Raw genomic sequence first — 14,291 nt, forward strand, 5'->3', positions numbered from 1 at the left:
AAAATATTTTAATTCAAATAGCTTATCAAAAAGCTTACCAAAACAAACGATTTCCTAAACTACTTGTAAATCACTAATTTTTGCCCTACTCTGATGTTATTTCCCTTAATTTTATTCCAATTTTTAAGGTTTGAAACTGTAACACCGTGTCGGGATGCAATTTTCCCTAACACATCTCCTTTTTTGACTATATAGGTCGTTTTTTTACCTCCACGTACGTAATCCCCTTTCAACAATGCGGGAAGCGGTTTTTCACGTTTGGAAATTTCCTCACTGATGTAGGAATAGATCATATCCTCATTTGCTACGAATTTACCTATTTCTTCAATTGGCAAACGCAACGCATAATTTCGACCTTCCACATACGGCACCACATCTAATTGATAAGAAGGGTTGAAAAATTGAATCTCTTGGATGTCCATTCCTGTCAATTCAGCGATATTTTTGAACGGAACAGCCTGTTTCACTCGCACAGTATCTGTCACAAAATGATGGTTTGCCCGTTTTTGTGGTCTGAATCCGTGTTCTTTGGCGTACTCAAAAATATATAGTGTCGCCAAAAATGCGGGTACATAACCAGCGGTTTCCTGTGGCAGATAAGGACGTAAATTCCAATAATTTTTCTTGCCTCCTGAGCGTCGCATTGCTTTGGTTACGTTGCCTGGCCCCGAATTGTATGCCGCCAACACCAAATCCCAATCACCAAAAATCTTGTAGAGTTCGCTCAAGAAACGAGCTGCCGCTTTGGTGGAACGTACTGGGTCACTACGCTCATCCACATAGTTGCTCACTTCCAAACCATATACTTTTCCCGTTGTAAACATGAATTGCCACAAACCAGTCGCTCCCATTCGGGAACGTGCTTTAGGATTTAACGCCGACTCTACAATTGCCAAGTATTTCATTTCCAAAGGGATTTTGTGGTTACTCATTTCCTGTTCAAACATAGGAAAGTAGTAGTCACTCAAACTCATTAATCGCTCCAACGAACTGCGTCTATTTTTTAGGAATGATTTAATAACTCGTTCCAAAATAGGATTGTATTCCACGTTAAAAGGCGTTTTCTGATTAAGTTTTTCTAAGCGTTGTTTCAATACTTCGGTAGAAAGTTCCTCGAACATCACATCTTCAATAGGTTCATTGTGAATGACCTCGCTCATCTGAAAAAAGAGATCGGAATTAGATAGCTCTTTCAACCATTTTTTGTCATAACTTTCGGCCTTCGGATGATCTTTAAGAGTTGTTGTTTCTTCACGTATGTAGATGGGGGTTTCTTGCGAATTGTCAAAAATCTCATCAGATTTTTGTTCTATTTTGTTGATAGTGTCATTCGGCACGTTTTGAGGTGTTTGAGCCTCCAGATTTCCTACTAACAGACCAAATAAAACACTTAAGCTATATCTCTTCATAAATTTATATTTTTAATACGCATACCATTTCAAGCTACAAAAATCTATATTTACATGAAAAGAAACAAATTTCTGATGTTAAAAGAAGTATAAAAACAAAAAACGTAGCACTCCTAAACAGTCGTATGTTGAGAAGATTCATGTATATCAAAATCCATTATGAGTAAGAAGTACATAAAACTTAAAAACGTCAATTTTTCGTTTTTAATCAGAATTTACATTCATTATCCATAATTACTGATCTGTGAAGAGTTAAGCAAAAAATCACGATAGATGTGTAGAAAAACTATGTAGCGCGTTATGTGATTTACTTTTAAATCTTTGATTTTTAAAAGAAAAGGTGTTTCATATCACAAAAAAAGCCTTCCTAAACTAGGAAAGCCTCCATTGGTTTATTACCATAAACCTGTGTAAAAAGTTTTTACACAAAACAACACAACTAAATTTTAATTGCGGTCTGGACGGGACTCGAACCCGCGACCCCCTGCGTGACAGGCAGGTATTCTAACCAACTGAACTACCAAACCTTAATGTGAATGCGTTGCAAATGTATGTATATTTTTTTTATCATGCAAGTTTTCTATAAAAAAACAAGTAAACATACCATTTATTTTGTTTAGATACAAAGTTAAATTACTGATAATCAAGGAAATTAAATAGCTATTACTGTAAAGATATTTCGATAAAAAAACTAGCAGCAATTGTTATTAGTCATGTCATTTCGATGTGGTACTGAATTGAGAAACACCACGTTTAGTGCATCCTATTTTGAATGTATTAACCATTCAAATGACATGATATTGTAAGTGTCAATACTCCCCCTAAATATGGGTATTATATTGCAAAACGCCTTACTTGAACTATGATCATCAGAACTAAACATAAAAAATTATCTCTATAGCGAATCTCCGATTTGTAACAAATGTTATCAAGTCGAATTTGGAATGAATACACGTTTTGTCGTTTTAGGAACAATGACTTTCACAAAATTGTAACGCTTTTTTCTCATTATAATAGATGTTCTGAGCGTCATAAAAAGCCACATGCCCTCCGTAATTTGGAGTCTCTAAACACAAAAATTGATGATTTTTAGCAATATCGTATGGAAAACAACTTAGCGAAAGAAACGAATCATTTTTAGCGTTAAGCAACAACGTAGGTACTTGAATGTTTCCTAAATTAGGTAAAGAACTACATTGTTCGTAATAATCATCCGCATCCTTAAAACCATGGGCTTTTGAAGTATACACATTGTCAAAATCTCGTAAATTTCTGATAGATTGTATTTCATCAAGGGTTATTCTTGTAGGGAATCGCTGTTGTTTTTCTTTAATTTTTACAATAAGTGTCCTAAGAAACCGATTGGCATAAAGCCAATTACGACTACTTAACAACCTAAGCGAAGCCCCTTTCAAGTCACAAGGCACGGACACCCCAACAACGGCTTTTACCTCCGTCGGAAGCGAATGCGTTCCTGCATATTTCAATGCAATATTTCCTCCCATACTGAATCCTTTTATGACAACTTGGGAGTATCCGAGTTGAAGTACTTTTAGTATGACTGCTTCTAAATCATCTGTTTTTCCTGAATGATACGTTGAAAACAAACGATTAGGTTCGCCACCGCACCCGCGAAAATTCATCGCACAGGCATCATATCCATTTTGATTGAATAACTTAGCTGTTGCTAAAACGTAAGGACGCTTTGCTGAACCCTCCAATCCGTGAAGGATAACAATACACCGATTAGTTTTTTCAAAGGCATAGCTCCAATCCAAATCTAAAAAATCACCATCGGGAAGTTCGATACGCTCTCTGGACTGAAAAACGCCTTTTACTTGGCGTATTTTGCCCGAATAAATCGTTGAAATATCCGCTTGACGGAATAACAAAGGAGGATTATAAACTGATGTGATGAGAGGCATACTAAAAAACTATCCGTAAAATTACCTATTTCGCTGACAAGGAGCAAAGATACGCAATCCTACGGATAGTCCAGCTATGGAGTCCTAACAAAATTAATTACTCATTTTAGCTTCTCTTTCTTTAGCTTTTTTGATCCACTCAGGAACTAAAGTATTCAAGAATTCTTTTTTATTAGCACGTTCTTTTTCCATATCCAACCCGATGTAAGCCTGTAGTACTTCTTTTTTGAATTCAGGTAGAGGCACCTCGCCTTCAAATCCAAGCTTAGAAAGCACTTTAGAAAGTCCTAAACGGGCATCACGGGCATATCCTAAACCACTATTTACAATACGTTGTGTTTCCACAGGAGCGTGGAAAGAACCTCCATGCGAAGCTACTGAATAATCCCAACGCCATTGTGCTTTACGGATATTGGCTAAAATTGGAGCCATTTGTGCCTCTGTTGCACCCAAATCCCATGCTTTTTTAGCTTCAATATGAGCGATTGCCACTTGACGAGCTAATTGTGACGTTCCTTCTTGTACTTTTGCTTGACGCTCATAAACATCTCCTATCAAATCATTGGCATTCTCTCTGTGACAAACAAAACAAGAATTTTCAACATTAGCCAACGGTGAACCTATATGGTGATCTGTAAATTTTTGTCCTCCTTCTGATTTGTAAGGCATATGACAGTCGGCACAAGAAACCCCACGTTTTGCGTGAACACTTGTCTTATATATTTCATAATCAGGATGTTGAGCTTTTAACATTTTAGCTTTGCTCAGCGGGTGAACCCAATCATAGAAACCGATTTTGTCATAATACTCTTCAGCTCCTTCCATTGTCATACCATTGTGCCAAGGGAACACCACAAACATAGAGCCTTCCACCTTATTCTTATCGAAATAATACTCTACGTGGCATTGAGCACACACTAAATTACGCATCTCTTGATGAGATTGTTTGTTGATGTCAAATCCCTGCACTTTGAACGCTTCCACCAACGCTGGACGGGTAATCGTCAAATTCATTGTTTTAGGATCGTGACAATCTGCACAACCTATAGAGTTAACCATTTCACTACCCAAATCAGACCATTTTTTGCTGTAATATTCTGGTAGACCAAGCTCTTGCATCATACGAGGCACATCTGGCCCTTTACAATCCCAACAAGCTGAAGGCATCGGACCATCTCCATCAAATTTAGGAGAAGCCGTACGCAAGGTTTTTCTTAAATCTTGAATTGCATAAGCATGTCCACGAGGTTGATTATAGTCTTTACTAAACGCATATCCTGCCCAAAGAATCACCAAATCTGGTTCGTGTTCAAGTGCATCTAAATGACCACTTGAACGGAATGGACTTCTATAGGTAGTATCTGCTGTTTTCATATATGATTGATACTGGCGTGGATAATTCAATCCCCAAATAGAGTCTCGTGGCTCAATTTTGTCCGTTCTAATTTCTACTTTTGGCTTATAGGCAAACTTTGCCTCTGCCTTTCTGTCAGTGATGTTTGAGATTAACCATCCCAGTCCAAACACTACAATTATTGTTACGATAAAAAATACCCAATTTTTCATTGTTGTCAGTTTTAAAATGTTTATTTGCTTTTACTTTCGTTACTCTTTTTAATCCACTCCATCACGCGAACACTATCTCTTCCGTTATCAAACTGAGTAGGTTCAATCTGAAATCCAATGGACGACAGACTTTTGACTGCTCCGTGAGGCACTTCACGATGGCACTCCCAACAGAGTCGGTCAGTGCGACTGTGAATATGATTAGCTACATCGCTTTCCAGCTTAGCATCGGTTACTTGATCAATGTGACAACGCACACAATTCTGATGAATAACCTCCACTGAAGCATCTTTAGCTCGAATGACCTCTGGTTCGTTTCTCGTTGTAAAGACATAAGAGTGCCAAAGCCCATCTTTTGCTTTAAAGTAGTATTTGCTAAACATATTGTCTTGCGGAACATGACAATCGTTGCAACTAGCTACTTCTCGGTGAGAACTTTTATTCCAAGTCATATAATGAGGTGTCATCACATGGCAGTTGATACAGGCTTTGGGATCATCTGACATATAGGATGTAGCCCTACTGAGATACAATGCATAGAACCCTAAACCAAACATCGCTCCTATAACAATCAATGCTGGCAATCGCCACTGGGGTGGTGGGATTAGCGAAAACTTCTTTTTTTCTTTACTTCCAGTTGCCATATCACTACATTATCTTGTTTTTCGAGGACTAAATTACAACATTAACTCGTAATAAAAAAGAGCTTTTTGTATTAAATAATCAATTTATACCCAATCTAAATATACATATGTTAAACGAAAACGTTGTAGTTTTGCGTATATGACAAAAAACTGACTTTTATCAGTAAGAATAGTTTTCCATGATTTTTTACTTCATAGAATTTCATACACTTTAAAGCAAAACAGCATGATTATTTCACTAATAAAATCATTTTAAAACAAAAAAAATCCTGTTTAATATTTTCAAAACATGAAAAACATCCATTTAACAATATTTTTATATTTATTTAACTCATTGGTATAAGATATATTTTAAAAAAGGGAATAAATCATGTTCCAAATCCTATGAAAAACAAAAAACCACATCCATTATCAAATAGATGTGGTTGTGAACTTTCGTTGTCTATAAAATTCTATTTCCCTTGAACAATCATCACGATTTCACCTTTTGGAGATTTCTTCTCGTAGTACGATTTCAATTCTGACAAAGTGCCTCGTTGAGTCTCCTCATGTAATTTAGTTAGTTCCCTCGAAATACTTGCCTTTCGACTTTCTCCGAAAACAGAAATAAAGTCATCAATGGTTTTCAATAACTTATGCGGAGATACGTAGAAGACCATAGTTCTTTTCTCTTCTATAAGTGCTTGTAATCGAGTTTGTCTTCCTTTTTTATCGGGCAGAAACCCTTCAAAAATAAAACGATCGTTCGGTAATCCGCTATTAACCAAAGCAGGGACAAAAGCTGTAGCTCCCGGTAAACATTCAACTTCAATACACTGCTCCAAACAAGCCCTTGTCAGGAGAAAACCCGGATCAGAAATCCCTGGCGTTCCAGCGTCAGTGATGAGGCCTACTATTTCGCCGTTTTTGATTCGCTGTACCCAATAGTCTACCACTTTGTGTTCATTATGCATGTGATAGCTCTGCATTGGAGTTGCTATATCATAGTGTTTTAACAGTTTAGAACTCGTACGAGTATCCTCTGCTAAAATCATATCAACCTCTTTGAGTAATCGCAATGCACGTAAAGTAATGTCCTCCAAATTTCCGATAGGCGTAGGAATCAGATATAGTTTACTCATTGGATTTCGAACCGTTTAAGAATCAATTTCAAGAATCGCTCTTCATACTCATCCTTACCCTTCCAATGATTGTAAATTGGTTTGACATTTTGCTCTAAATAGAGTACGATCTCTGACATACTATTCATTTCATTCAATCGTTGCAAAACAGCATTGTACTCACTTTCACTGCCTAAAAACAAATAGCGGATAAATGCTAGGCGGTCGTTTAAACCGATTGGCATATTCTTTCCGAGATGGTCATTCAACGATGGCGGAGTTTTTGCCTCTGTATCCTCTCGTTTTTCAACAACAAATGATTGCGTAGGTGGTGTTTCGAATATCAATTCTCGCGGTTTTTCTTCCTTTTTCTCAAATTCTAATTGTTGAGTTTGAGAGAATATGGAATCTATGACAGACTCGTTTTTACTCTCGTTCGTTTCATTCACTGTTGGTAATACAGGCTCTTGCACCACAGGAGTTTCTAAAATTTGCTGAATTTCCTCTTGTCGCTCCTGTTGCTCTTGTTGCACAAAATAGGACTGAAAATCAACCTGTTGTTCTTCCTGCGCTGGTGTTGCCCATTCAATATGGTAATCCTGTGGAGATTCTTCAAACGGAACTTCTGTTGATTGCTCCATCGTTGTAGGATTCAGCTGAACATCTGATTGTTGTGCTGTTTCTACGGGTTTTGCCCAATCAGAATAATGATCTCGTACAGGCTCTTCCGAAGGAACTTCTTTTGTTTCGGCAACGGATTCTGTTTCAGGAAACTGCGATTGAAATCCTGTATACTGCTCTTCTTCCTCAACGGATTGTTGCAATTGTGGGGGGGGTGCCCATTCGATATGATGGTCTCGCACAGGTTCTTCAGGAGTAAACTCCTGTTTTTCAACAGGCTGTGGCACCTCTGTCATATGTGACTGAACATCCGTAGACTCATCTTCTTGAAAGCGTTTTCCCCAATCTGCATAATGATCACGTACAGGCTCTTCAGGAGCAAATTCTTGTTTCTCAACAGGCTGTGGTGCCTCTGTCACGTGCGATTGAACATGTGTAGGTTCGTCCTCTTGAAAGCGTTTTCCCCAATCCGCATAATGATCCCGTACAGGTTCCTCTGGAAGAACTTCTTGTGATTCAACAGGCTCTACTACCTCTGTTTCATGAGGGTGAGCGTCCTTAGGTTCGTCCTCTTGAAAACGTTTTCCCCAATCTGCATAATGATCACGTACAGGCTCCTCGGGAAGAATCTCTTGTGTTTGAACAGGTTGCACTGTCTCAGTCTCATGTGATTGAACATTCGTAGGTTCGTCTTCTTGAAAGCGTTTTGTCCAATCTGCATAATGATCTTTAACAGATTCCTCTGGAAGAACCTCTTGTTTTTCAGATGATTGTACTATTTCGGTAGCGTACGATTGATTCTCTGCGGGTTGTTCATTTGGTTCAGGTTTCGCCCACTCAAGATTCTTACTCCAAACAGGTTCTGCAAATTTATTTTCTTGAGGTTGTATGGCATGTTCTGTCACGGTAGAATCAGACTGAACTTGAACGGGGTCTTCGGTGGGTTGAGTTCTCTCCACTTTCGATGAAGCAGGAGTAGCTATAGGCTCAGAATATTGAGGAGGAACAGCGAAAATATCTTCGTCATCTTGGTGTTCCTCAATGAAATTAGCGACTTTTCGCATCGTATAATCCATTCTACCTTCTGTAACACCTAAGGTAACGTAATATTTTTCAACAAAACTCAATATCGTTATCTTTTCATGCAACTTCTCAGCTTCTTTCTTTAAAAAAACTAAATCCCAACTTCCCACGGAATTAACGATATTTTGAGCGAGTATGCGTATCTCTCTTTCTAATTGCTCCTTCATGGCGTATATTTTTGATCAATTTAAAAAACTTGCTTCAAAGGTACAAATAATATGTGTCATTATCAAATAATATATTCTTAAATGTCCGTTAATCAATTTTTAACTATCTCTATATCAACATCTAATAATCCTATTTTTGTGTCATGTGTAATACTCATCCACGCCTTTTTTGACATATCAAGTTCTCTTCCTTTTGTAAAAGGACCTCGGTCATTAACTACTACATACACCCATTTTCCATTCACTCGATTGGTAACTTTCAATTGCGTCCCAAAAGGCAAATTTCGATGTGCTGTAGTTTGTTTATTATTGTCAAAAATAGCTCCACTTGCTGTTTTTCGACCATTGAACTTGTCGTGATAGTATGCAGCCACCACATTCCGTTTGTAAATTCCTGTCTCCACAGAAGTTTTTGACTTTGGAGTGTGCGAAATTGTTTTACGTTGTGATGCATGAGACGAGTGCTTAGCTCTCTTGGTTCCTCCACAAGATTGAAACAAAAAGGCCACTAGAAGTAAACTGCCTAAAATAACTAAAATACGTTTATTTTTCATTATTGATTAATTTGATTATTATCGCAAAGATAAGAAAATACTAAATTTATCATAAATAAAAATCAATAAAACATCTGTTTATTATACATATTTCACTGAAAAACAAACTTATATTATTTTCCAATTTTCCTTTTTACGAATATTAAAAATTCTAAAAACCGTTGCTTTTTACGAATAAAAACGTATCTTTCGCAAAAAATATTGACCTTATGTCTAAAATATTAATCATTGAAGATGAAGCTGCCATCCGTCGAGTGCTTGGAAAAATACTCATGGAGGAAAGTAAAGACTATGAAATTGAAGAAGCTCCCGACGGATTGGAAGGACTTGAAAAAATAAAAAAAGACGATTTTGATTTGGTCTTATGCGACATTAAGATGCCAAAATTCGATGGTATGGAGGTGCTGACCGAAGCTAAAAAAATAAAACCTGAAATCCCTTTTGTAATGATTTCAGGCCATGGAGATTTGGAAACCGCCGTAAATGCAATGAAGTTGGGGGCTTATGACTATATTTCCAAGCCTCCCGATTTAAATCGCCTACTTAACACTGTTCGAAATGCTTTAGACAAAAAGGAGTTAGTAATTGAAAACAAACGCCTGAAGAAAAAAATTAATAAAAACTACGAGATGATTGGCAAGAGTGATGCCTTAGAACAAATCCGCCAGATTATCGACAAGGTAGCACCCACTGAAGCTCGGGTTCTGATCACTGGATCCAACGGAACAGGAAAAGAACTTGTAGCTCATGCTCTACATGAAAAAAGCGAAAGAAGCGAAGCGCCAATGGTGGAAGTAAACTGCGCTGCCATACCTTCAGAACTTATTGAAAGTGAACTTTTTGGACATATAAAGGGAGCTTTCACATCTGCGGTAAAGGATCGTGCTGGAAAATTTGAGGCTGCCCATAATGGAACTATTTTTCTAGATGAAATTGGTGATATGAGTCTTTCAGCTCAAGCAAAAGTGCTACGTGCATTGCAAGAAAACAAAATTTCACGCGTGGGGAGCGACAAGGATATCAATGTGGATGTTCGTATCATTGCTGCCACAAACAAAGATTTGAAAAAAGAAATTGCCGAAGGTCGCTTCCGCGAGGATTTGTACCATCGATTGGCAGTAATCCTGATCAGAGTACCGTCATTGAACGAACGTCGTGATGACATCCCTCTGCTGGTAGAGCATTTTTCTCAAAAAATTGCCGAAGAACAGGGAATTTCACCTAAAAAATTCAGTACAAAAGCCATCAATTTACTCAAAGAACAAGATTGGACAGGAAACATACGTGAATTGAGAAATGTGGTAGAACGACTTATTATTTTAGGAGGCAAAGAAATCTCAGAAACGGATGTCAAAATTTTTGCAGGAAAGTAGCAACAAACCCAATATAAGAGAATCTAAGTTGATGATGTGATCCGTTATCTCTAATCTTCATAGATGTTAACAGTTGAGTTATATCTGGCTGTAGGTGAATTGTATTTTTTGAATCATTAGTGTAGGAACGCCTATGATAAAACGTCTATCAATCATGAAAAAAACATTTTCTACATACTTTTCTTCTTTCAAAATAAAAAAAGTACTCGAATGGGTTGTTTTTTCAGCTTTACTACTTTTTTTAGGTATTCTCATGTGTAATACAACTATTGTAAAAAGAACTAAAAACATGACATACAATAACTTAGATGAGATTCCACACAATAAAGTAGGGTTAGTTTTAGGAACAATCCCAAAACTTTCTAACGGAGCCGAGAACCCTTATTTTACATATCGGATTGACGCTACACTAGCCTTATTTGAAGCTAAGAAAATTGATTATGTCTTGGTAAGTGGTGATAACAACAATAGTAATTACAATGAACCACAGGCTTTTAAAGAAGCATTGATTAAAAGAGGAATTCCCGAAGAACGTATTTTTTTGGATTATGCTGGTTTCAGAACCTTAGATTCAGTAGTAAGAGCCAAGATTATCTTTGGACAAGAAAAAATTACCATTATTTCACAAAAATTTCATAATGAACGGGCTATTTATATCGCTCTGAAAAATAATATAGATGCCATTGGATTTAATGCCAAAGATTTGCCTACACATTTAGGCTTTAAAACCCAAATTCGTGAATATTTAGCCAGAACAAAACTCTTCATAGATCTTTTGTTTGGTGTTACACCAAAATTTTTAGGAGAAAAAATTGAAATACCATAAAAATTTACAAGCAATTGTAGAAATTAAACTTTTCGCTTACTTTTGTTGTCCATTCAAAAATTAATGGTGTTACATTCATATTCAACTTAATTAGATGCGTATTCCTGAGCATATACATAAAAAAATAGCGGATAGAAAAGCAGATAATGCCTTTCGGACACTTAAAAACAATTTGTTCACAATAGATTTTTTCTCCAATGACTACATTGGCTTTGCCTCGTCAAAAGCAATTCATGCCGAAGTAGAAAAAATATTAGCTGAACAAAAATGGCAACACGGGGCAACAGGGTCTCGCTTACTGTCAGGGAATCATTCATTGTATGAAGTTGCTGAAAATGAGATTACTAAATTTCACAATTCGGAAAGTGCTTTGTTATTTAATTCGGGTTATGATGCTAATGTTGGTTTTTTCTCATGTATTCCTCAACGGAATGATATTATGTTGTATGACAGTTATATACACGCTTCCATTCGTGATGGAATTTCGTTGGGATTGACAAAATCATACAAATTTAAACATAATGATTTATCCGATTTGGAAAAACTCCTCAAGAAATTTTCTTCTTCCAAACAAACTACTTTTGTAGCCACCGAATCTGTTTTTTCAATGGATGGAGATTCTCCTGATTTATTAAAAATGACAGAACTATGTGAGCAGTATGGAGCCTTCCTAATTGTGGATGAGGCTCATGCTTTAGGAGTTTTCGGTCAATTTGGTTGTGGCTTGGTACAACATCTGGGGTTGGAGAATCGAGTATTCGCTCGTATTGTAACCTATGGAAAAGCCTTAGGATGTCACGGAGCTGCTATACTTTCCTCTGGGGTGGTAAAAGATTATTTAATAAATTTCGCCCGTTCACTGATTTATACTACAGCAATGCCTCCACAGAGTGTTGCTCATATTGTAGCAGGATATAGGCAATTAAAAAAAACAACACATATTAAAAAATTACAGGAAAACATTTCTCTTTTCAAAAATACCTTGGAAAAACACAAAAAAAATTATTCATTTATTCATTCTAATTCTTCAATCCAAGCGATGATTGTATCAGGGAATGATTTTGTGAAATCGGTAGCTGAACAACTTCAAAATAAAGGTTTTGGCGTGATGCCTATACTCTCCCCTACCATTCCAAAAGGAGAGGAACGCCTACGAATTTGCCTACATAGTTTTAACACAGAGGAACAAATTCTGAATCTCGTAAACAACATCTTATACTTAAATGAATCGTGTTAGGGTTCCTAGTAAAATGAAAATGAGGCAAATCGAATTCGAGTGCCTCATTTTGCAAATCTTTTAATAGAATATTATAACTTGTAGTTAACTCCTAAACCTAATACTTCACGAACTTGGAATCCTTTTACAGCGTTATCATCATAAATCGCTTGGAAAGTAAAGTTCGCCGATAAATATTTATTAATAGTCATCACCAAATTAGCAGTGTAGTCTATGTCTATATTTTGTGGTTTGTCTAAATAGTTGCTATACAAATTCAAGATATTCTCCATAGAAACGTTATCCATTAAATTGAATTTAGCATATCCTCCAACAGCAAGACCCAGCTCGTAATTGAAATTTTTACCTCTTTTCACCCCGTAAAAACTATCAACATAATTTGTAAATTGCTTTCTTGCAGAAGTCACTTTTAATGTTGCAGGAGCAAGATTCACTTTTAAATTATCGCTTTTTTTCCACAACATACCAGGCCCTAACTGGAAGTAACCAGGAGATAAAAATCTGTTTATAAGTGTTTTGTCAGAAGCAGAATACTTATATCCATTACTCAACTGTGTTTTAAAATTCATAAAAAGTGAATAATACCAAAACTCTGATGCTTGTCTACCTAATAATGAATTAATTTCAAAACGGTCATTGATTTTTCTTGCAAATTCATCATTTTTCAACTTTGTGATACCGTAGTCAATGAAGAAGTTGTTATCCCATGTCCATGCATCTTTTTTGTAGTTAACAGCATAGCTGATAGCCAAATTTGCCGCAACGTTGCTTGTTCCTCCTCCTGTCCATTCGTTATTGAATGCAGCTTGGTTAAACATCAAAGAAGCATTACCTCCCCTTTTCCAATTTGACTCTTCGTTTTGTGCAAAAATGCTTAATGAAGATAAGCATAAAACCGATAATAAAAGTTTTTTCATTGTTTGTTATAATTAATTTTAAAAATGTTACATATTTTTTCTCTTGTAAATAGGCACTGCTGAACACGCTTCCCCGAACATGACGCTTCGAGCTATGGGCTGAATACGTTGCACCGCCATGACATATGCCTCTTCGGGGATAGGTTTTTTTGAACAACCCTTCACTATCACAGGCTTGTCGATTAAATAGGAGATATCCACCCCTGCTATAATATCCTGAAAAATAGCTACCTCCAAACTCTGCAAATCACCTTGTACAATTTTCTTTGCATAAGGCTGTAACTTTGATGCGATAAGGATAAACGTCCACGCCGGTAAAATAGCTTCGGTGGAGCAATATATCGCTACATAAGCGTTTTCATACGTTTCCCACGAGTAGTTGTCCAAAGCCTCTCTAAATTCCTTTTCTCTGAGAATAAATCCCTCATGAAGGAATTCCTTAATGTCAAGCAGTAAACGTCTTTCATTTGGGTAATAATCTTCCAAGTCGAAGATTTCCAACGCACTTTTAGTTACTCTATTTACGATTTCTTGTGTCAAATCTTACAAAAATCCTAGTTCTAATTTTGCAACCTCACTCATCATATCCTGATGCCAAGGTGGATCAAAAGTAATTTCCACCTCCACCTCATTGATTTCATCTATACTCTTAACTTTTTCTTGTACCTCCTGAGGTAATACTTCTGCCACAGGACAATTAGGAGTCGTGAGGGTCATCAATATTTTTACATCGTAATTCTCATTGACAAAAACGTCATATATGAGTCCCAATTCATAGATATCAACAGGAATCTCTGGATCATAAATCGTTTTGAGCATATCAACGATTTTTTCGCCTAAGTCTTCGGTATTTATAGTATTTGACATAA

At 36.7% G+C, this 14,291-nt stretch carries 13 protein-coding genes and 1 tRNA gene; 3 read left to right on the forward strand and 11 right to left on the reverse strand.

Annotation, left to right across the window (positions count from 1 at the left end):
- Window positions 1-59: 59 nt before the first annotated feature.
- The 8 genes from CGC49_RS05600 to CGC49_RS05635 form a co-directional block, all read right to left on the reverse strand.
- Window positions 60-1,409, reverse strand: a complete 1,350-nt coding sequence (locus tag CGC49_RS05600) for a lytic transglycosylase domain-containing protein (protein WP_095912066.1) — start codon at window positions 1,407-1,409, stop codon at window positions 60-62.
- 453 nt (window positions 1,410-1,862) lie between these two features.
- A tRNA-Asp gene (locus tag CGC49_RS05605) sits at window positions 1,863-1,936 on the reverse strand.
- A gap of 438 nt (window positions 1,937-2,374) precedes the next feature.
- Entirely contained in the window at window positions 2,375-3,334 is a 960-nt protein-coding gene (locus CGC49_RS05610) for a YheT family hydrolase (RefSeq protein ID WP_095912067.1), read from the reverse strand.
- Between the two features lie 93 nt (window positions 3,335-3,427).
- Entirely contained in the window at window positions 3,428-4,900 is a 1,473-nt protein-coding gene (nrfA, locus tag CGC49_RS05615) for an ammonia-forming cytochrome c nitrite reductase (protein ID WP_095893661.1), read from the reverse strand.
- 20 nt (window positions 4,901-4,920) lie between these two features.
- Complete coding sequence (gene nrfH / locus CGC49_RS05620) at window positions 4,921-5,544, reverse strand: cytochrome c nitrite reductase small subunit (RefSeq protein WP_042005392.1); 624 nt, start codon at window positions 5,542-5,544, stop codon at window positions 4,921-4,923.
- A 452-nt stretch (window positions 5,545-5,996) separates the two neighbouring features.
- Window positions 5,997-6,665 carry a 16S rRNA (cytidine(1402)-2'-O)-methyltransferase gene (rsmI, locus tag CGC49_RS05625; RefSeq protein ID WP_095912068.1) on the reverse strand — a complete coding sequence of 223 codons (669 nt, stop codon included), beginning with the start codon at window positions 6,663-6,665 and terminating at the stop codon, window positions 5,997-5,999.
- The gene (locus CGC49_RS05630) at window positions 6,662-8,515 is read right to left on the reverse strand and encodes a hypothetical protein (protein ID WP_095912069.1); all 1,854 of its coding nucleotides are present in this window, start codon (window positions 8,513-8,515) and stop codon (window positions 6,662-6,664) included. The genes rsmI and CGC49_RS05630 overlap by 4 nt, the downstream gene beginning before the upstream one ends.
- A gap of 92 nt (window positions 8,516-8,607) precedes the next feature.
- Entirely contained in the window at window positions 8,608-9,069 is a 462-nt protein-coding gene (locus CGC49_RS05635; protein WP_042005388.1) for a septal ring lytic transglycosylase RlpA family protein, read from the reverse strand.
- A 209-nt stretch (window positions 9,070-9,278) separates the two neighbouring features.
- Between CGC49_RS05635 and CGC49_RS05640 the strand changes: the two genes are divergently transcribed.
- The 3 genes from CGC49_RS05640 to CGC49_RS05650 all read left to right on the forward strand — a co-directional run bounded on the left by CGC49_RS05640 (window position 9,279) and on the right by CGC49_RS05650 (window position 12,505).
- A complete protein-coding gene (locus CGC49_RS05640) occupies window positions 9,279-10,442 on the forward strand; it encodes a sigma-54 dependent transcriptional regulator (RefSeq protein ID WP_042005387.1) in 1,164 nt (387 codons plus the stop codon).
- 289 nt (window positions 10,443-10,731) lie between these two features.
- Entirely contained in the window at window positions 10,732-11,268 is a 537-nt protein-coding gene (locus tag CGC49_RS05645) for a vancomycin high temperature exclusion protein (RefSeq protein WP_241694076.1), read from the forward strand.
- Between the two features lie 94 nt (window positions 11,269-11,362).
- Window positions 11,363-12,505, forward strand: a complete 1,143-nt coding sequence (locus tag CGC49_RS05650) for a pyridoxal phosphate-dependent aminotransferase family protein (protein ID WP_095912070.1) — start codon at window positions 11,363-11,365, stop codon at window positions 12,503-12,505.
- A 71-nt stretch (window positions 12,506-12,576) separates the two neighbouring features.
- Here CGC49_RS05650 and CGC49_RS05655 read toward each other — a convergent pair whose 3' ends face one another.
- From CGC49_RS05655 to CGC49_RS05665, 3 genes are read right to left on the reverse strand one after another with little or no spacing between them, the layout of a single operon-like run.
- Complete coding sequence (locus tag CGC49_RS05655; RefSeq protein ID WP_042005384.1) at window positions 12,577-13,422, reverse strand: DUF3078 domain-containing protein; 846 nt, start codon at window positions 13,420-13,422, stop codon at window positions 12,577-12,579.
- A 27-nt stretch (window positions 13,423-13,449) separates the two neighbouring features.
- Window positions 13,450-13,962: a DUF2480 family protein gene (locus CGC49_RS05660; protein ID WP_095912071.1), complete on the reverse strand. Its 513-nt coding sequence runs from the start codon at window positions 13,960-13,962 to the stop codon at window positions 13,450-13,452.
- Between the two features lie 3 nt (window positions 13,963-13,965).
- Window positions 13,966-14,289 carry a DUF59 domain-containing protein gene (locus tag CGC49_RS05665; RefSeq protein ID WP_042008329.1) on the reverse strand — a complete coding sequence of 108 codons (324 nt, stop codon included), beginning with the start codon at window positions 14,287-14,289 and terminating at the stop codon, window positions 13,966-13,968.
- Between the last annotated feature and the right edge of the window lie 2 nt (window positions 14,290-14,291).

Origin of the sequence: Capnocytophaga sp. H4358, assembly GCF_002302515.1 — a bacterium.
GTDB classification, from domain to species: Bacteria; Bacteroidota; Bacteroidia; order Flavobacteriales; family Flavobacteriaceae; genus Capnocytophaga; species Capnocytophaga canis.